A 17,451-nucleotide genomic window follows, 5' to 3' on the forward strand; every position below is an offset into this window, starting at 1 on the left:
AAGCAACGACGGCAGGCCAATTGGCTGCCCGTTCAGAAGGGGGCACGATGCCGAACTCCGAACCCCTGCTCAGGCTCTCGCCCCAGGCGGGCGCGTCCTCTTGGGAGACGCGTCTGGCCGGCACCTACACCATCGGCAAGCTCGTCGGCTTCGATGCCGCCCGCACGGTGCACGGTGTCGACGGGAGCGATCTGATCACCGCGGAGATGACGCTGACGGCGCGTGAGCTGACCGCGCCCGGGTTCGTCACCGACTTCGGCGACCTCGCCGGGTTCCGCACCCACATCGACACGGTCCTCGATCACCGTGACCTGGACCGGGTCGTCCTCGACCCGAGCGATCAGGGGATCGCCGAGCACCTGCACGCCTGGGCGGCGGTGAACCTGCCCGACGGCGCCCGCGAGCGCCTGCACGCGATCCGCGTGCTGACCGGCCGGCTCCCGCGCGCCGACCAGGCGCACAGTGTCCGGTTCAGAGCCCGGCACTGGCTCGACGGCCTGCCGGACGGGCACAAGTGCGGCCGGCAGCACGGCCACGCCTACCTGGTCACCCTGCCGTCCGGACCGGACGGCAACCGGCTTCTGCCCGTACCCGGCGAGCTGCGTGCCCTGCTGGCATCCGGGTTCGAGGGGAAGGTCCTCAACCGGGTCGTTGACGTCACCCCGACGTCGGAGCACCTGGCCGCGCACCTCGCCGGGTGGCTGGCCGGCCGCGGCCTGGCGGACGCGCAGGGCCGGCTGTTCGCCGTCCGGGTGTCGGAGACCGAGAGCACCTGGGCGCAGTTCACCCCGGACGCGCGGGTGTCAGCATGACGACGACGGACGTGATCCTCGGCCGGAGTCGGCCGCGGGATGTGCTGGTGTGCGAGGTGTTCGGCCCCACGATCCAGGGCGAGGGCCCGTCGGCCGGACAGCTCGCGTCGTTTCTGCGCCTGGGCGACTGCAATCTCGCCTGCGACTCCTGTGACACCCCGTACTCGTGGGACTGGAAGCGCTACTCCCGTGCCGAGCAGACCAGCCCCTTGCCGGCCGAGCACGTTGCCGCCGAACTCCTCGGGCACCCGACGAAGCTGGTGATCATCACCGGTGGCGAGCCGATGATGCAGCAGACCCAGCTCCTGCCCGCCGCCGGCCGCCTCACCGGCGCCGGGCGCCGTATCGAGATCGAGACCAACGGCACGATCGCCCCCGATCCCGCGTTCGACCAGCACGTCTCGCTCTACGTCGTGTCGCCGAAGCTCGCGCACATGGGCATGCCGGCCTCGCGCCGGATCAGGCCCGCCGTGCTCAAGGCGTTCCAGGCGACCGGCCGGGCGGTGTTCAAGTTCGTCCTCGACACCCCCGCCGATGTGGAGGAAGTCGCCGCCCTCCAGGACGAGCACGGCTTGGAGCAGGTGTGGGTCATGCCGCAGGCCACCACGGCCGCGGCCGTCATCGCCGGCCTGCGCGCCCTCACCCGCCCCGCGGTCGAACGCGGCTGGAACATCTCCGGGCGCCTGCACACCCTGATCTGGGAGGACGAACGTGGCCGCTGACGTCACCACCAAGTATCTGACGTGGGACGACATCGCCGATCAGACCGAACGGATCACCCGTGCCCTGGGGCCGGGCCCTCTCCCGCAGACCGTTGTCGGTGTGGTGCGGGGCGGCCTGGTCCCCGCCGTGATCCTCGCGCACCGGCTCGGCGTCCGGGACGTGCGCGCGCTGGAGATCACCCACACTGTCGACGACTCCACCGACGCGGCGAAGACCGCCCGGCCGGTGACCCGCAACAGCGCCTCGCTGGGAGACGTCGCCGGACGGGACGTCCTGGTGGTCGACGACGTGGCCGGCACCGGCGAAACCCTCGCCGCCGCCGCGCGCCTGGTCGAGCAGGCCGGTGCGGCCCGGGTGCGCAGCGCGGTGCTGGTGGTCAACACGGCGAATTGGACGGGCGACCGGCCGCCGGCCCACGCGGTGACGTCGATCGGGGAGACGGTGCGGTGCTGGGTCGTCTTCCCGTGGGAAAGCGCCGTGGACCGGACGGGGGAGGGGGCGTGAGCACGGTCGCGTTGTGCCTGCTGTCCTACCGGCTCGACCAGCCGTCGGGGATCGACCGGTCCATCGGGGCCCTGGTCGAGGGCCTGCGCCGGCTGGGACACACGCCGCTGGTCCTGGCGGCCGGACCCGCCCCGTACAGGCCCGAGCCGGGTGTGGTCCGGCTGGGAAGCGTCAGCCTGCCGCAGCCGGCGACCAACGCCGACGTGCTCGCCGCCCTCGCCGACCCCCGCCCGGTGGTGGAGGAGGTCCGCCGCATCCTCACCGGTTGCCGGGTGGACGCCGTCTGCTGGGGCGACACCTTGTGGGGCCTGGGCTACCTCGACCCGGCGCCCGACGGTGTCACCACGGCCCTGATGGTCCACAAGATCCGCCCCAGGGATGAGGACCGGTGGCAGCGCGCGCTGATCGCGGCCGACGTCATCTGCCCCGCCAGCGACTATCTCGCGAACAGCGGTGCCGCGGCGGGTCTGGACACCACCCGCTGGGTGACCGTCCCCAACGCCCTGCACACTCTCCTTGCGCCCACGCCTGCCGGAGAGCGGGAGAAGCTGCGGGAGACCGGGCCGGTGCGCATCGTCTCGCGTGCCGACCCGGCCAAGGGACTCGCCGAACTCCTTTACGCCCTGCCCGACAGCTGGGCCCGGCCCGTCGAACTGGTACTCGCCGAGGCGGGCTTCGAGCTCCGGCCCGGCGGGCAGGCCCAGACCCTCGCTGCCTGCCGGGCAGTCGCGGCCCGGCGCCCGGACGTCGTGTCGGTCCTGCCGGCGCTCGGCTGGTCCGAAGTGCCCGGCTTCTTCGCCGGCGCAGCGGCCACCGTCATCTCCACGACCGTGCCCGAGACGTTCTGCTTCACCGCGGCCGAGGCCCTGTCCGTCGGCACCCCGGTGGTCAGCTTCGATCTCGGCAACGTGCCGCTGCTGGCCCGAGCGGCCGGACGCACCGTCCCGCTGGACGCCGGCCCGCACGCACTGTGGTCAGCACTCGGCGTCCTGCTGGCCGACCCGGACGGCTACCGGCAGGCGAGCACCATGGCGCCCCGGCAGGTCGCCCGGTTCACCCCCGAGAAGTCCGCCCGCGCGCTGCTGAACGCCTTGGGCCTGTAGCGCCGCCCACTCGAGCACCGCCGCCGCGCCGCGCGGGCGCACCGCGCGGCCCCGTCGCTCCTTCCCACGGACAAGAGGAGGACCCCCGTGTCCCACACCGTGACCATTCCCGCCCCGCCGGCCCCTTCCCGGGCGGCCGCCGGGCCGATCGACACCGCAGTCGTCGAGGACTGCGTGCGCCAGCTGCTGCGCGCGCTCGGCCAGGACGTCGACCGGCCGGGCCTGCTGGAGACGCCCGCCCGCGTCGCCCGGTTCTGGGCCGAGTTCCTCGGCCATGAGCCGGGCGCCACCGGCACCGTCTTCGAGCACACCGTGCAGGGCGAGGACTGCGTCGCCGTCGGCGGCATCCGCACCGCCAGCATGTGCGAGCACCACCTGCTGCCCTTCACGGTCGAGGTGTCCGTCGCCTACCGCCCTGACGGGCAGGTGCTGGGCCTGTCGAAGATCGTGCGGATCGTTGAGCAGCACGCCCACGCCCTGCAGCTACAGGAGCGCCTCACCGCCCAGGTCGCCGAAGAAGTCGCCCGGCTGACGGGCAGCCAGGCGGTGGCGGTGTGGGCGGTGGGCGAGCACCAGTGCATGACGGTGCGGGGGGTGCGCGCCCATGGCGCGCGCACCGCCACCGAGTACCTGCTTCCCGCCCTGGCCCGCGACGCGCTGCTCGCCGAGCGGCTGCGCCGTGCGGCGGAGATGACGGGAGCCGGCCGGTGACCGCATGGGTGGCGCTGGAAGGGGTGAACGGGGTCGGCAAGAGCCACCTTGGCCGCCGGGCCGCCGCCGCGCTGGGTCAGCGGTGCGCGGCGCTGGTCGAGCTGCCCGACTCCCCGCCCTCGGGCCTGCCCGGCCAGGTGATCGCCGCGCTGCACGGCTCCGGCGACCGGTTCCTGCGCACGGGGCACCCGCACACTGAGACGCTGCTGCTGGTCGCGCTCCAGGTCCACCGCTGGGAGGCGCTGGCGCCGGTGGCCGCTGGCCGGGTGGTGCTGGAAGACCGCGGCCCCGCCTCGGTCGCCGTCTACCAGGCCGCCGTACTCGCGGAGGCGGCCAGCGCCACCGACACCTGGGCGCTGCAGCAGGCCCTGGCCATCGAACGGACCGTCACCGCTTGGCGGCCTGCGCCCACCACCACCGTGCTGCTCACCGACGACCCCGCGGTGTGCCTGGCCCGGTTCGAGGAGCGCACCGGCCATCCGGCCGGCGCTGACGAGCGGGCGCTGATGGCCCGCGCCGGCCGCCTCTACGACCTGCTCGCCGCCGACCGGCCCGAGCAGTATCTCGTGCTCGACCGGCGCGTCCTCGGCGAGGACCAGGCCGTCGAGTCCATCACCGAGGCGTGCCGCACCGCGGCCGCCACGACCCCGGAAGGGGTGACGCAGTGAAACCCGTCAAACCGATCAGCCTGCTGTGGGGGCTGCGCTCGTACTGCGCCTCCCACGGCTGCCTGTACTGCTACTTCGGGACGATCAGCGAGCACCGCGAGCAGATGCCCACCGCGCCCGGGGTGCTCTCCCACCTGTCGCCGAACGACCTGACCACCGCCCACGTGCTGGCCTTCGCCGAGACGCTTCACGACTCGCCGGTCGGTAGGGTGTTCCTCGCCGGTGGCGAGCCGCTGCTGTGGAAGCCGATCATCAAGCTGATCGAGGTCCTCAAGGCGGGCGGCCTGGAGGTGGTGGTGTGCACCAGCGGCGTCGCTCTGAACCGCCCGGACCTGCGCCAGCCGCTCGTCGAGCTCGGCGTCGACGCCGTTTCGGTGTCGCTGGACAGCGCCGACCCTGTCCACAACGACCGGTGGCGGCCTCCCCGCCGGGACGGCGACGGCTGGGATTCCGTCGTGTCGGGAATCAGCGCGCTGATCGCCGCCCGCGGCCCCAGGCCCCGGCCGAAGGTCGGCGTCTACAGCGTCATCACCCGCCGCAACCTCGCCGACGTCGTCGCCATGCCCGAGCTCGCCGCGAGCCTGGGCTGCGACTACGCCGTCCCGCAGCCGATCGCCCTCGACGCCGATCACCGCCTGGCCGCTGAGCTGTCCCTCACCGCCGAGCACCTGCCCGAGCTGCGACAGCGGTTCGACGACCTGTACGCCGCCGAGCTGCCGCTGGTCCTGCCCGAGCGCAGCTACGCGGGCCGGATCGCCTCCGCCGTCGCCCGGCCGACCGACCTCGTCCCGGGCTGCTTCGGCGGCGACACCCTCTTCTTCGTCCAGCCGGACGGCACGGTGTGGGACTGCCCGTCGTCCCTGAAGATCGCCGCCACGCCGCCCGGCCGCCACCGCAGCATCAGGGGTGCCCAGGCGCGGGAGCTGTTCCCCGCCCCGACCGGCTGCGGCAGCGACTGCGCGCTGTTCTCCGTGGACTGCGTCAACATGTGGCCACTCACCGGCTTCCCCGTCCTCGCGCCGACCGGCCCGGAGGCCCCCCGTGTCTGAGAAGCCCGCGCACCGGGCGATGGCCGCCGCCGTCGCCCGCATGCCCAACCCGACGAGCTACCAGGAGGCCACCCTCCTGGAGACCGAGCTTGCCCACGTCTTCGGTGCCCGCCGGGCCGTCGCCGTCTCCTCCGGCACCGCGGCGATCACCACCGCGCTGGCCGCCTGCGGCATCGGAGCAGGCGACGAGGTCCTGCTGCCCGCCGTCACCGTCATCATGACCGTCGCAGCCGTCGCAGCCTCCGGCGCCCGCCCGGTGTTCGTCGACGCCGCCGACGACGGCCTCGGCATGGACCCGAGGGACGTCGCGGCGAAGACCGGCCCCGACACCAAAGCCCTGGTGGCCGTGCACCTGGCCGGCCGCACCAACAACATCCACGACCTCGCCGCCTACACCCGCACCGCAGGGCTGCGCCTGGTCGAGGACGCCTGCCAGGCCCAGGGCACCATCACCCGCGGCCGCTCGGCCGGCACCATCGGCGACATTGGCTGCTTCTCCCTCAAGGACGGGAAGATCATCTCTTGCGGCGAGGGCGGCTACCTCCTCACCGACGACAACGTCCTCGCCGACCGGGCCGCCGCGCACCGCACCCACTGGCAAACCGACGCCCCCGACGCCCCGGCCGGAAGCCGCCTCGGCTTCAACCACCGCCTGGCCGAGCCGCTCGCCGCCCTCGCCCGCCACCACCTCAACCGTTTCCCCGAAGCCCTGGCCCTGCGCCGGCGACAGGCCGCCGCCCTGCACCGGGAGGTCGACGGCACTCCGGGCCTTGAGCCGATCGCAGCAGCCGACGACGAGCGGCCCAACGGCTACGGCGCCCTGTGGCGGCTGACCCTGCCCCGGCCGCGCGCCTTCAGCATCCGCCTGGCCGAGGCGGGCGTGCCCAACAGCGTCGGCACCCACCGACTGACCGCGGCCCACCGCCACCCGGCCAGCGCCCGTTTCGCGACCTGCGATCTTGCCCGCGCAACGGCTACTGTGGATGCCCTGTTGGCCGTTCCCTTCACCGAGCACGACAGCGAACAGGCAATTCAGGAGCGAGCGTTGACGATCCGACAGGAGTCAGCAAGGTGGACCGGTTGATGCAGGACCAGCGCTTCACCGGCACGACCTTCGTCATGATCGACTTCGAGGGACTCACCCCCGCCGGCCGGCCCGCCGAGCCGATCGAGGTCGCGGCCCTCGCACTGCGCGCCGAAGGCAGCCGACTGGTCGAGGTCGGACGGTTCGAGTCCCTGATCCGCCCGCCCGCCGACGTCCCCGTCACCGCGTTTGACACCGCGCAGACCGGCATCACCGCGCAGATGCTCGACCTCGCACCGACGGCCGCCGAGGTGATGGCCCGCCTGGACGCGCGCCTGAGCGTGCCCCCGTACCGGCTGGTCGCCCACCACGCCTCGACCGAGGCCGGGATGATCGCCCACCAGGCCGGGCACTGCCCCAGCCTCGCCTCCACATCGCTGCTGGACACGGTGCGCCTCGCGAAGGCCGTACTGCCCGGACTTGGTACCTACCGGCTGGACAACCTGCTCGGCTACTACGGCATCCTGCGGCCCGCTGACCGGCACCGGGCGATGCCGGACGTCGAGGTCACGGCCCAGCTCCTGGCCCGACTGCTGGCCGACGGGTGCGCCGCCGGCCGTTGGCGCACCCTCCTCGACCTCGACTCCACCGCCGGGTTGCAGCCCAAGCGCCTCAGCCCCGAACCGTTGCTGGAGCAGAGCGCCCTGTTCTGACCCCCGGGCTCACGCCGACAGGCGCAGCGACCCGTCCGCGATCACCTCGAAGAGCTGCTTCACCTGCAGACGCGAGTCCTCCGACAGGCCCTCGGCCTCGGCGATCTCCTGCTCGGTGAACCACCGCACCTCGTGCACCGCGCCCTGAGCGACCGTGCCGTCGTGGACCTGGGCGACGAAGACGTGGTCGATGTGGACGTGCGGCTCGCGGGTGTGGTTGTCGGCGCAGGCGTCCATCTCGACCACCCACCACGGAGCGGGAACCGCGCCGTGCGGGAACCCGGCCGGAAGAGGCAGCGACGGGCCGGGCACCAGTTCGGCCCGCAGCCCGGTCTCCTCCCCGACTTCGCGCAGCGCGGCCTCGGCCGCACTCTCGTCCGCCTCCACGTGTCCGCCGGCCGGCAGCCACAGCTCAAGCCGCGGGTGCCACACCAGAGCTGTCCTGCGGACGCCGTCCCCGTCGGTGCGGAAGACGAACGCGCTGGCCGTCGATTCCTTGATCACTTCTACTCCTCGGCATTCGGCCCACGGCGCCGCCCGGGCCCACCCCCGGGTGGCAGGGGCCGAGCCTTTCACACCCCGCACCACCGACCTGACCAAACGTCACCGATCCGGCCACCGCGCCGCCCTGCCCCGGCAAGGGAGAAACCTGTGGAGAGAGTCTGGAAGGGCCTGCTCACCTGCGACTACGAGCACACCAGGCCCGGCAGCACCGCGCTGGAGCTCGACCTTTACACCACCTCGCTCACCCGCTGGCCGGCGGTCTTCATGGACGACCCCCGCCCGTACGGGCGACTGCGGCGCGCGGGCATCGTCGACATCCCCGAGTGCGACCACCTCGCCCTCACCGGCCGCTGGCACCACCTGCTCGCTGATCCCGCCTACGCCACCGCGATGGTCACCGCCGCCGAGCGGCGCCACCAACGCTCCGACGCCGCCCTCCTCGCCCTGGAGCACCAACTGGACCACGGCGAGGCGGCCGAGCGGCAGCTGGCCGCCGCGACCGAAGCGTTCCTGGGAGTGATGAGCGCCCACATCGTCAACTGGCTTCTGCCCGACGACCAGTGGCAGGAGTTCCTCGCCGGGCTGCTCGGAAATGACGCCGACGGGCGGGCCTGCCGCCTGGCCCTGAACACCCCTGATGCCACCGGCCACCTCCTGAACGCCCACCTGATGCTCCTGGACGGCGCCGCCGCCCTCGCCGAAGGCAGCGACCTCGCCACCGCAGCCGGCACCCTCGCCGCCCGTGCCGGAACCCTGTACGGCGACGGCTCACCGGCCGCCGTCGCGATGCCGCTCGAAGACCGCGCCCGCGCCGCCCGCCTACTGACCGCCACCGCCGCCACCAACACCACCGGCCAGCGCAACCTCATCGACGCATCGCGCCGCCGAGCGGTCCAGCTGCGCAACGCCTGGACGCTGGCCGCCCACCTCGCCGCCGCCGGCAACCCCACCGCCACCGCGCGGACGACGGCGCTGACCTGCGTGTGCCGATGGGCGGCCGACAGCGAGGAGAGCCGCAAGGTCCAGCGGCACCGCCTTCTCGCCGCCACCCGCCGCTGGTGCCAGCGAGCCGCCGCCGACCCCGCCACCATCACCACCGCCGACCTGCTGGCCCCGGGAGCCGCCCGATGACCGCCACCGATCTGCCCTCACTCGACCAGGACCTGCACACCGCGACCGCCGGAACGAAGGCCACCACCCTGGCCCGCCTGGCCGCCGCCGGTCTGCCCGTCCCCGCCGGGATCGTCATCCCCGTCGACCACCCCGACGAACGTCTGCCGGCCGCGGTCGCCGAGATCCTCGCCCGCTGCCCCGCCCCCCACGGGCTGATCGCCCGCTCCTCCGCCGTCGCCGAGGACGGCACCACCGCATCCTTCGCCGGCCTCTACACCTCCCGCATCAGCCCCGCCCACCGCGACGCGCTGCTCGACGCCGTCCGCGCCGTCCGCGCCTCCGCACTCCACCCGACCATCACCGCCTACAGCCAGGCCCGAGGCGTCATCGCCCTGCCGCGCATGGCCGTTCTCGTGCAGCCCGCCCTGCGCCCGGCCTGCTCGGGTGTCCTGGCCGCCTACGTCACCGAGGGCCGGTGCACCCGCTGGCGGATCGAGGCCATCCGCGGCCTGGCCGAGCCGCTCGTCAGCGGCATCCAGACCGGCGAGATCCACACCGCCAGCCAGAGCCACCACGCAACCGTCCGGCTCACCGTCCAGGAGACCATCCAACTGCCCGCAACTCCGCAGGAGTTGGAGATGCCCCCGGGCGAATGGGTCCGCTTCGACCCGGCTGGCTCCGTACTGGCGAAGATCCGAACGTCCGACGCGGGCGTGATCCACGTCTACACGCCGGCCGAACTGGCCGAGCGCCCCGTGCTCACCCCTGAGGCACGCGAGCGGCTGCTTGCCGCCGCCGCCACGGCCGCCACCGCCCTCCGCCTGCATCACATCGACGTCGAGTGGGCGATCGACCCCCACGGCACGCTCTACCTCGTCCAGGGCCGCCCGCTCACCGCACCCCTTACCAACCACGCCACCGACAGCCAGGCAGTCACGGCCGACGACCACGTGCTTCACGGAATCGCAGCCGCCCCCGGACGCGGCACCGGACCCACCGTCCGCACCGGCAGCGCTGACCTCGCCAACCGGGTCCTGATCTGCCAAGCGCTCGGCCCCGAAGCGGTCCCGGCGCTGCTCACCGGTCCGGCCGCCGTCGTGTCCACCACCGGCGGCGAGCTCTCCCACACCGCGATCATCACCCGCGAACTCGGCATCCCCTGCGTCACCAACGTCAACACCGCGCTGACCGCCCTGATCCCCGGTGCCGTCGTCGAGGTCGATGGCGGCGCCGGCACCGTCCGCCCCGCCCCGGCCGTGCCCGCCCAACGCACCCCCCAGGACACCGGGCCGCTCAGCGCCACCGCGGTCCTCACCCGCACCCTGGAACAGCCGGCGCCCGACGACGGCCGCGCCGCGACCCTGCTCTGGCACGACCCCAACGGACCCGCTCCCGATCTGGCCGCCTTCGGCACCGGCGGCCCGCACCCCGTCGGGGTGCTGCTTCCCGGCAACCACCCGGCCCCGGTCTTCGTCCCGGCCGGATGCTGCCCGATCCGACTGCCCGGGCTCGGCACGCTGCTCTGGCCCCAGGACGCCCCGCCCCCGCCCACGGAGATCGCCGTCCTCGGCCCCGACAGGCAGATCCTCCACCGCAGGACGGTTTCCCGGTGACCGATCCCGCCCCCCTTACTCGTGGCGCGCAGGCGCTGATCGTGGACTGGCACGGCACCGTGGTGGACAACACCGCGGCCCGCCACGCCGCCCTCCAAGCCGCCCTCGCCCCGCACGGCATCCCGGCCCCCGCCGAGCGCTACCTGACTCTGGCCGGCCTGCCCGTGCGCGAGGTGATCTCGTGGCGCGCCGCCGACGCCGCTCTCCTGCCTCCCCCAGCCGAGGAGGTGGTGGCGCGCAGCCGGGCCGAGTTGCTCGCCGGTCCGGCACCACACCCCGTCCCCTGCACCCTCGACCTGCTGCACACCACCCGCAGCCACGGCATCCCGCTGGCCGTCGCCTCCAGCGCCGCCGCCGTCCTCGTCTACGACGGCATCCAGCAGCCCGGGCGGCAGGCACTGCTGTCCGTTGTCGTCACCCTCGACGACGTTCCCCGGGGCAAACCCGCCCCCGACGCCTACCTGGAAGCCGGCCGCCGCCTCGGCGCCGCTCCGACCCGATGCCTCGCCGTCGATGACGCCGAGGACGGCATCGCAGCCGCGCTCGCCGCTGGCATGCACACCCTCGCCATCCATCACGGCCGCCTCGTCCTGGCCACCACCGCCCACACCCCGGGAGCTGTTCGTGCCGCGCAACCCTGACGATCAGCTGGCAGGACCGCAGTCCGTGCTCGCCGTGTTCGCCCACCCCGACGACGCCGAGCTCTGGGCCGGCGGCACCCTCGCCCTCCACGCTCGGCACGCGCCCGTCCACATCGCCATCCCCCGCCACGACCCGGTCCGCGACGCCGAAGCCCAAGCCGCAGCGGCCGTTCTCGGTGCAACCCTTCACCAACTCCCGGAACTCACGCCGGCCGCGATCCGGGCCCTGCTCGTCGAACTGACGCCGCACGTGGTCATCACCCACCCCGTTCACGACACCCACACCGCCCACCGGCGCACCGCCGAGGCCGTCCTCGAAGCCCTGCCCGAGGCAAAGATCGAAACCGGTCGGCCGCGCCGCCTCTACAGCTGCGACACCTACAACTCCCTCACTACCAACGGCCAGGTCACCCCCACGGCGATGGTCGACGTGACCGCCACCTTCCCCACCAAGATGCAGGCTCTGCACTGCCACAAGTCCCAGCCCATCGACGACCACTTCGGCCCTATGGCCGAAGACCTTGCACGCCTGTGGGGACGGCGCAGCGGCGCCGACTTCGCCGAGGCGTTCACCGCTCTGCCCGTCCTCGGTCGCCTGCCCGGAATTGCCCACCTGTGACACCCAATCTCCCCGGCATACGATCCAATCTTCACCAAGCGCGCCCGGATTGACCACATACCTGGACGTCTCGGTCGGCCTTCGGCAAGGGCCGCCTGCCGGATCCGGCCTCATCCGGGTCAAGCCCCGCCGAGTGGGTGCCGATCACTGCTGCATGACTCCTCTTCTGCTCCAGCCCGGGTCGGTCTTCGAGGGCCGCCGATCGTCTCCGCCGATCCCGAGCTCGCCCGCGCCTGCCCCGGTGAGAGCCTGACCGAGGCCCTCCGGGACACCTTCGTCCCGGACGGGCCCTGGTGCCGCGTCGGGGTCCAGGTCCACACGGTGGACCGTGGTGCCCTCGAGCTGCGCCTGCGTCCGACGAGGGCCGGGTGGCACGCCGACTTCTTCAACGCCGGCTGGCGCGATGACTTCGCGGACATCCCGCCGGAGTACCGACTCGCGGTGGCTCGCCACATCGCGATCCGAGACAGACAGCAGAGCCTCCTCCTGCTGGCCGGCCGTGCCCCGGAGAAGTACCGGCGAGTCCATGCGCTGACGCTGGGCGAACTGGCGAGCACCCTCGACAGCAGGGGTCAGATGGACGAAGCCGTGTCCACGTGGGGAGAAGCGCTGGACCTCATGGACGGCATCACCTCGAAGCGCAACACCGAGTCCATCCAGTCCATGCGCAACACCATGCGGCGGTACCAGGCACGCGGCGTACCCGGCGCCGCCGCGCTGTCGGAACGCGCCCGGAAGGCTCTCGCCGCCTGACTCATCCGGACACGACCGGAAGGAAGTACGCCCTCGCGCGGCTGAGAGCTCGGCGAACTCATGGGGTTCCGGCCTGCGGGAGGTGCGGGAGCTGGCAGGACAGGACGGCCGATCTGGCTGATGCCCCACAACCCGGCGTACGAGCCGATCAACGGCGATACCGCGGGCGTCCTGGGCAAGGTCGTCGCCATTGACGTACGCTGCGCCAGGTTGTCGACGGCAGAGCAGCGCCCCTCGACCAACCTGGCACTGTGCCGGCAGCCGAACTACGGGGTACGTGCGGGACTACAGCCTCCCGAACCGAGATGGACCACGACCGACCTGAGCAAGCCGGTCGCAGCGAGGCCGGTCTTCGACTGGCGGCAGCTCAGCGCGTCGGGCAGGACTTGACCCAGGGCGAGGACTCGAAGTGCCCCGACCAGACGAACTGCGGGCTGGGCAGGGCGTTGATCGAGTACCAGAGGTGCCCGGAGGGCCCCTTGAGCGCGCAGATGACACCGACGCGTTGGCCCGCCGGGATGGAGCCGATCCGCTCGGACGAGGAGCTGGGCTTGCGGTAGATGGGCGCCTTCTCGTACGCCAGCAGCTGCACGATCGCCGACTCGGCGGCCGAGTCACGCACGTCGGTTTGGGTGGCGGGCGCCGAGTGGGCCGCCGGAGCGACCACGGCCGCCAGGACGACACCGGCTCCCCCCGCCAGTACCTTCCGCATGGACCTGTTCATGAACGCACTCCTTGAAAGTGACGAACCATCAGATGCGCATCCACAGCGCATGCTCATCATATTAGCGACACCTCTCTAATATGTGGAGCGCGCCCCGCAACATCGCCCGCAGCAACGTCCGCACCACCGATGAACGTCGTCCGAGAAGCCCTTCGGGGCGTTCGCCCAGTGGCACCCCCTCGACCGCGAGCAGGGCCCGGAAACAAGCGACTGGCCAGGCGATGAGACGGTGTCCATGTGGCCAGTCGGCCGCTGGAACGCGAGGGCGAGGCCCAGGCTGTGCGTTTCACTTTCGGCTGTGTCCGCATCATGACCGGGAACCCGAAAGTGCCTTCTGAACCAGGACGATGAGGCTTGTCTAAGGTCTCCGTCAGCCCAGCAGGAAGGCACTCTCCAGGTGCCCACCACCGGGTCACGCCCCCGGCTCGTTGTCTCCACCGACGGGCGAGTGGTCAACCACGTCGGATCCCGCCTGCCGGCCGATCCCGCCGACGCCACCGGCCTCACCCGCGCCCTCAGTGGCGCCCTGCGCCGACCGGGCCCACATGACACCGGCCACGACCCAGGACGGATCGCGGCCGTCCTGGCAGTGATGCTCGCCGACGGCGGCGAGGCGATCGCCGACCTACCCCTGTTACGCGATCAGCCCGACGGTCTGGCCCGGTCGCCTCCACCCCCACCGCCTGGGGGCTGCCGGCCGGCGTCGACACGGCCGCGCTCGGCGCCCTGCGCGCGGCCCGCGCCACCGCCCGCGAGCTCTGCAGGCCGGCGAGAACGGTCCTTCAGCTCCAGGAACTGCTCGAAGCCAGTCCGGGTGGACTCGATGACCAGATCGGTGGCGGTGGGGCGCGTCCGCGTACCGGGCTCTGGTGCCGTCCACGGTGGGGACCGGCGGGGTGCCGCGCCAGAACAGCGACATGGTGATGCCGCTGCCGTTGTTCCAACAGACCAGCGAGACCAGCGGGGTGGCTGGGGCCTGCCGGTCGCCGGCCGGGGCACCGACCGCCTCCTCCAATGCATTGGAAAGTATCCTCCAGAACATGGCAAGACCCTCCCGCTTCGACCACGACCAGTTCCTCGACGCCGCCGTGCGCCTCACCGCCGCCGGCGGCCCGCAGGCGGTCACCATGACCGCCTGCGCCCAGGAGGTCGGCGCCCCCAGCGGCTCCATCTACCACCGCTTCCGCTCCCGGCCCGTCCTGTTGGCCGAGGCGTGGCTACGCACCGTCGAGCGCTTCCAGAGCGGCTATTTCGACTGCTTCGCTGCGCCCACCACCGTCCGGCGCACCTGCCGGGCGGCCGCCCGGCACGTCGTCGCCTGGAGCCGGGCGAACCCGCAGGAGGCGGCCCTGCTGCTCTACGGCGCGGCGGATTTCGGACGCGCCGACTGGCCCGAGGCGTACGTGCGGCGCGCCAACGACGGCCACCAGCGCGTCCGGACGGCCATGGTCGCCGTCGCCGACCTCATCGCCCCCGGCAACACACCGGCCGTGGACCGCACCAGGCTCGCGCTGATCGATCTTCCGCTCGCCGTGGTCCGGCGCCACCTGCGCTCCGGCGAGCCGCTGCCCGACCACGCCGAGGCGCTCGCCGAGGACGGCGCGGAGGCGCTGCTCGGGCCGTTCGACTCCGACCGCCGGCTCCTGCCGCTCGACTTCCGGACGGACGGCGACGCCGGGGCGGGCGCCTGACCATCACCGCGCACCTTCGAACTGGGTCGGCCGGGTCACAAGAGCGCCTCCTGGGTGTTCGACCACTTCGTCCGCTGGTCCGTACGGCACCGTCATACCCACGGAACTCCCCGCCGCCATCCTCGCTCGGATGCTCGGCGTCCACATCGAGGTCGCCGTCCACGTGGCAGCAGGCATCCGCCGGAGACGGGGCCGCCTACGCCGCCGACATCGCCAACCGCAGCCCACAACAGTCCCGTTCGGAAGGGCCATGATGACCAGCAGTCCGAAGGCGTCGTCGAACGTAGACGAACACGGCATTGTCGAATTCCCGCCGCGCGAGCAGGCGATCATCCTCATCACCGGCATCCAGGCTTCTGGAAAGTCGACGGTCGCGCAGGCGCTGGCCGAACGGCTGCCACGCTCCGTGCACGTGCGTGGCGACCAGTTCCGCCGCATGGTGATCAACGGCCGCGCCGACATGACCTCCGCAGCCAGCGAAGAGGCCGTTCGCCAGTTACGGCTCCGTCACCAACTGACGGCACATGTCAGCGACGGCTACTTCCAGGCTGGCTTCACCGTGGTCGCACAGGACGTCATCCTCGGTGAGCACCTCGCCGAGACCATCGCTCAGGTCCGCAGCACACCCCTGCTGGTCGTCGTCCTGGCCCCGGGACCCGACACCGTCCTGGCCCGTGAGGCCGCCAGAACCAAGAACGCCTACGACACGCTGACCGTGCACATGCTCGACAAGGTCCTTCGCGAGGAGACCGCACGCCTCGGCCTCTGGATCGACACCTCGCTCCAGACTCCCGCCGAGACCGTGGACGAGATCCTTGCCCGCGCTTGGACTGAGGCCCGCATCGGAGAACCACCAGCATGATCCTGCAGGCATTCCGAGAGTTCCGTACCCGACTGCACCGTTGTCCCGCGACCGCGACGGCAGGGCCAGGAGGCTGCGGGTGAGCAGGGCGTCGGCCTCGGGCTGCTGGGCGATGCACACCGTGGTCTCCACCGGCACCGGCCTCCTCACGGACGGATGTTGTCCGCCCGGTGTGAGCGCGCGGGCCCGACCCGGCGGGCACCCCACGCCGCCCCGGGCCGGGCGGGCACTCGCCGACCCCAGGGCAGCGGCGTTCGGGGTGTGACGGATACAGGTGTCGCCAGGGCCGGTCGGGCGGCCGGCCCTGATGATCAGGCCGGAGTGCATCTTCTCAACGGACTCGCCCGCTGCCCGGCGCCGCAGCAGTGTGCAGCATGTCATCGATGATGACGGGGGCCGGCCACCGTGCTTGCCCTTGCGGGCGGCGGCATCGAGTTCTTCGAGGGTGGCTTCGTGGATGCTCTCGCGCTCGGTCCGACCATCGCGGCGAAGAACCCGAAGAACATCCGGCCGGGCCAGGGCGAGGTGGACCAGGGCGAGCGCGTCCGTCTGCACCGCGCGCTCGCACTGGCGCGTCTTGGCGTTGTCCTGGCGGCGCACGGTGGAGAGCCCGTCCATCCGGCGGACCCCGAGGGTCGCCACGCCGACGGTGGCGACAGACGCCCCGCCGGGCGGGACTATCACGATCCAGGTGTACGGCACCCGGTTGGTCTAGGCGTTGATCTTCCTGGCGGGCGTGGGCCGGATGGCCTATCCCAGCGCCCGGCCTGGCTGGTCTCGACCCAGTTCTTGCACCGCGTGTTGGACCGCGTCCGGGCGACGCACTGGATGCCGTCGATCGGGCGGAGGCCGATCCACAGCCGGTCGTTGATCACGAACAACATCGGGGGCGATGGCCCAGATTCTGCTCACGCCATGGATCCTGCCAGACGGCACAGCCTTCCCCAGGCGGATTTGGTCCACCCGGTCAGCCACCAGCCCGGCGCAGCGGGGAAGTCGCCCGCCGCCGATGGTGGCTGTCGCGTGGGGTGTTGTCGCGCCCCGACCTCGCACGGAGGTAAGCGCCCATCCGGGGCAGGTCACAGGACGCGACAACACCCCACGCGGCAGGGGGACGCGACAGCACCCGCGACAGCACCACGGTGGCCGGCACTCAGGCGGCGCGGTCCTTCACCGGGTAGAGCTTGGCGTGCCGCACCCGGGCCTCCCACAACGGATCGTCCGGGGCGGAGACCAGGGCGGCGACCTGTTCGCGCTTGGTCGGGTCAGAACACCTCGCGCACCCCGAAGGCGCCGCTGCCCCAGTACACGGACGGCTCCTCGGCCCCGCTCGGCCAGTCGCTCTGCAGATGGCGGCGGCCGTGTCCGAGGGCCCCGACCCGATGCGGGCTCAACCGCCCCGCTATCAGGTCGTCCGCCTCGGCGTCCGTGATCGGCAGCACGGTCCGGTACTGCGCGTCCTGTGAGGCGACCCAGTCGACGTACTCGGTGAAGACGCTCACAAAGGCCTGCGAACAGAGGCCGCAACGCTGGACAGAGACGATGAAATGCGAGTCGTCCTGAATTATCCTCTCGACCCGGACCCCGTTCTGGCTCTGGTGGTGCGCCCCCGCCACCACAGCGT

19 protein-coding genes are annotated in these 17,451 nt (G+C 72.4%); 16 read left to right on the forward strand and 3 right to left on the reverse strand.

The features are described 5' to 3' along the window. Positions 1-47 precede the first annotated feature (47 nt). From ABZ449_RS09595 to ABZ449_RS09635, 9 genes are all read left to right on the forward strand, one after another. Positions 48-812 carry a 6-carboxytetrahydropterin synthase gene (locus ABZ449_RS09595; protein WP_360342868.1) on the forward strand — a complete coding sequence of 255 codons (765 nt, stop codon included), beginning with the start codon at positions 48-50 and terminating at the stop codon, positions 810-812. Next, positions 809-1,534: a 7-carboxy-7-deazaguanine synthase QueE gene (locus ABZ449_RS09600; protein ID WP_360342871.1), complete on the forward strand. Its 726-nt coding sequence runs from the start codon at positions 809-811 to the stop codon at positions 1,532-1,534. Before ABZ449_RS09595 ends, ABZ449_RS09600 begins: the two co-directional genes overlap by 4 nt. Further along, positions 1,524-2,039 carry a phosphoribosyltransferase family protein gene (locus ABZ449_RS09605; RefSeq protein ID WP_360342874.1) on the forward strand — a complete coding sequence of 172 codons (516 nt, stop codon included), beginning with the start codon at positions 1,524-1,526 and terminating at the stop codon, positions 2,037-2,039. The genes ABZ449_RS09600 and ABZ449_RS09605 overlap by 11 nt, the downstream gene beginning before the upstream one ends. Continuing rightward, on the forward strand, positions 2,036-3,142 hold the full coding sequence (locus ABZ449_RS09610; RefSeq protein ID WP_360342877.1) for a glycosyltransferase family 4 protein: 1,107 nt from the start codon (positions 2,036-2,038) through the stop codon (positions 3,140-3,142). The genes ABZ449_RS09605 and ABZ449_RS09610 overlap by 4 nt, the downstream gene beginning before the upstream one ends. An 87-nt stretch (positions 3,143-3,229) precedes the next feature. Further along, positions 3,230-3,853: a GTP cyclohydrolase I FolE gene (folE, locus tag ABZ449_RS09615; protein WP_360342880.1), complete on the forward strand. Its 624-nt coding sequence runs from the start codon at positions 3,230-3,232 to the stop codon at positions 3,851-3,853. Next, positions 3,850-4,521, forward strand: coding sequence for a thymidylate kinase (locus ABZ449_RS09620; RefSeq protein ID WP_360342883.1), 672 nt, complete (start codon positions 3,850-3,852; stop codon positions 4,519-4,521). Before folE ends, ABZ449_RS09620 begins: the two co-directional genes overlap by 4 nt. After that, complete coding sequence (locus ABZ449_RS09625; RefSeq protein ID WP_360342886.1) at positions 4,518-5,570, forward strand: radical SAM protein; 1,053 nt, start codon at positions 4,518-4,520, stop codon at positions 5,568-5,570. Before ABZ449_RS09620 ends, ABZ449_RS09625 begins: the two co-directional genes overlap by 4 nt. Beyond that, positions 5,563-6,654: an aminotransferase class I/II-fold pyridoxal phosphate-dependent enzyme gene (locus ABZ449_RS09630; protein WP_360342889.1), complete on the forward strand. Its 1,092-nt coding sequence runs from the start codon at positions 5,563-5,565 to the stop codon at positions 6,652-6,654. The genes ABZ449_RS09625 and ABZ449_RS09630 overlap by 8 nt, the downstream gene beginning before the upstream one ends. Further along, entirely contained in the window at positions 6,654-7,307 is a 654-nt protein-coding gene (locus tag ABZ449_RS09635; protein ID WP_360342892.1) for a 3'-5' exonuclease, read from the forward strand. The genes ABZ449_RS09630 and ABZ449_RS09635 overlap by 1 nt, the downstream gene beginning before the upstream one ends. Before the next feature lie 9 nt (positions 7,308-7,316). On the opposite strand, the gene ABZ449_RS09640 is transcribed toward ABZ449_RS09635, so the two are convergent. Beyond that, positions 7,317-7,811 (reverse strand): NUDIX domain-containing protein, encoded by a 495-nt coding sequence (locus ABZ449_RS09640; protein ID WP_360342895.1) that lies wholly within the window; start codon positions 7,809-7,811, stop codon positions 7,317-7,319. Positions 7,812-7,958: 147 nt separating this feature from the next. Between ABZ449_RS09640 and ABZ449_RS09645 the strand changes: the two genes are divergently transcribed. The 5 genes from ABZ449_RS09645 to ABZ449_RS09665 all read left to right on the forward strand — a co-directional run bounded on the left by ABZ449_RS09645 (position 7,959) and on the right by ABZ449_RS09665 (position 12,550). Then, complete coding sequence (locus ABZ449_RS09645; RefSeq protein WP_360342898.1) at positions 7,959-8,942, forward strand: hypothetical protein; 984 nt, start codon at positions 7,959-7,961, stop codon at positions 8,940-8,942. Continuing rightward, positions 8,939-10,537, forward strand: a complete 1,599-nt coding sequence (locus tag ABZ449_RS09650; RefSeq protein WP_360342901.1) for a PEP/pyruvate-binding domain-containing protein — start codon at positions 8,939-8,941, stop codon at positions 10,535-10,537. Before ABZ449_RS09645 ends, ABZ449_RS09650 begins: the two co-directional genes overlap by 4 nt. Continuing rightward, positions 10,534-11,178 carry an HAD family phosphatase gene (locus ABZ449_RS09655; RefSeq protein ID WP_360342903.1) on the forward strand — a complete coding sequence of 215 codons (645 nt, stop codon included), beginning with the start codon at positions 10,534-10,536 and terminating at the stop codon, positions 11,176-11,178. Before ABZ449_RS09650 ends, ABZ449_RS09655 begins: the two co-directional genes overlap by 4 nt. Continuing rightward, complete coding sequence (locus tag ABZ449_RS09660; RefSeq protein ID WP_360342905.1) at positions 11,162-11,797, forward strand: PIG-L deacetylase family protein; 636 nt, start codon at positions 11,162-11,164, stop codon at positions 11,795-11,797. The genes ABZ449_RS09655 and ABZ449_RS09660 overlap by 17 nt, the downstream gene beginning before the upstream one ends. Before the next feature lie 321 nt (positions 11,798-12,118). Next, the gene (locus ABZ449_RS09665; protein WP_360342907.1) at positions 12,119-12,550 is read left to right on the forward strand and encodes a hypothetical protein; all 432 of its coding nucleotides are present in this window, start codon (positions 12,119-12,121) and stop codon (positions 12,548-12,550) included. A gap of 367 nt (positions 12,551-12,917) precedes the next feature. On the opposite strand, the gene ABZ449_RS09670 is transcribed toward ABZ449_RS09665, so the two are convergent. Then, complete coding sequence (locus ABZ449_RS09670) at positions 12,918-13,274, reverse strand: hypothetical protein (RefSeq protein ID WP_360342910.1); 357 nt, start codon at positions 13,272-13,274, stop codon at positions 12,918-12,920. A 1,040-nt stretch (positions 13,275-14,314) separates the two neighbouring features. Here ABZ449_RS09670 and ABZ449_RS09675 point away from each other — a divergent pair. Next, a complete protein-coding gene (locus ABZ449_RS09675) occupies positions 14,315-14,965 on the forward strand; it encodes a helix-turn-helix domain-containing protein (RefSeq protein ID WP_360342913.1) in 651 nt (216 codons plus the stop codon). 250 nt (positions 14,966-15,215) lie between these two features. Beyond that, positions 15,216-15,827: an AAA family ATPase gene (locus ABZ449_RS09680; protein ID WP_360342916.1), complete on the forward strand. Its 612-nt coding sequence runs from the start codon at positions 15,216-15,218 to the stop codon at positions 15,825-15,827. A gap of 1,265 nt (positions 15,828-17,092) precedes the next feature. Here the strand turns inward: ABZ449_RS09680 and ABZ449_RS09685 are convergent. Continuing rightward, positions 17,093-17,329, reverse strand: coding sequence for a hypothetical protein (locus ABZ449_RS09685; RefSeq protein WP_360342919.1), 237 nt, complete (start codon positions 17,327-17,329; stop codon positions 17,093-17,095). Positions 17,330-17,451 lie beyond the last annotated feature (122 nt).

It is taken from the genome of Kitasatospora sp. NPDC005856 (assembly GCF_040629945.1).
Lineage (GTDB): Bacteria > Actinomycetota > Actinomycetes > Streptomycetales > Streptomycetaceae > Kitasatospora.

What these genes read in the sequence shown, in the direction of transcription:
- ABZ449_RS09595 (WP_360342868.1), top strand. Translation starts at nt 48, where the DNA reads ATGCCGAACTCCGAACCCCTGCTCAGGCTCTCGCCCCAGGCGGGCGCG.
- ABZ449_RS09600 (WP_360342871.1), top strand. Translation starts at nt 809, where the DNA reads ATGACGACGACGGACGTGATCCTCGGCCGGAGTCGGCCGCGGGATGTG.
- ABZ449_RS09635 (WP_360342892.1), top strand. Translation starts at nt 6,654, where the DNA reads ATGCAGGACCAGCGCTTCACCGGCACGACCTTCGTCATGATCGACTTC.
- ABZ449_RS09650 (WP_360342901.1), top strand. Translation starts at nt 8,939, where the DNA reads ATGACCGCCACCGATCTGCCCTCACTCGACCAGGACCTGCACACCGCG.
- ABZ449_RS09670 (WP_360342910.1), bottom strand. Translation starts at nt 13,274, where the DNA reads ATGAACAGGTCCATGCGGAAGGTACTGGCGGGGGGAGCCGGTGTCGTC.
- ABZ449_RS09675 (WP_360342913.1), top strand. Translation starts at nt 14,315, where the DNA reads ATGGCAAGACCCTCCCGCTTCGACCACGACCAGTTCCTCGACGCCGCC.
- ABZ449_RS09680 (WP_360342916.1), top strand. Translation starts at nt 15,216, where the DNA reads ATGATGACCAGCAGTCCGAAGGCGTCGTCGAACGTAGACGAACACGGC.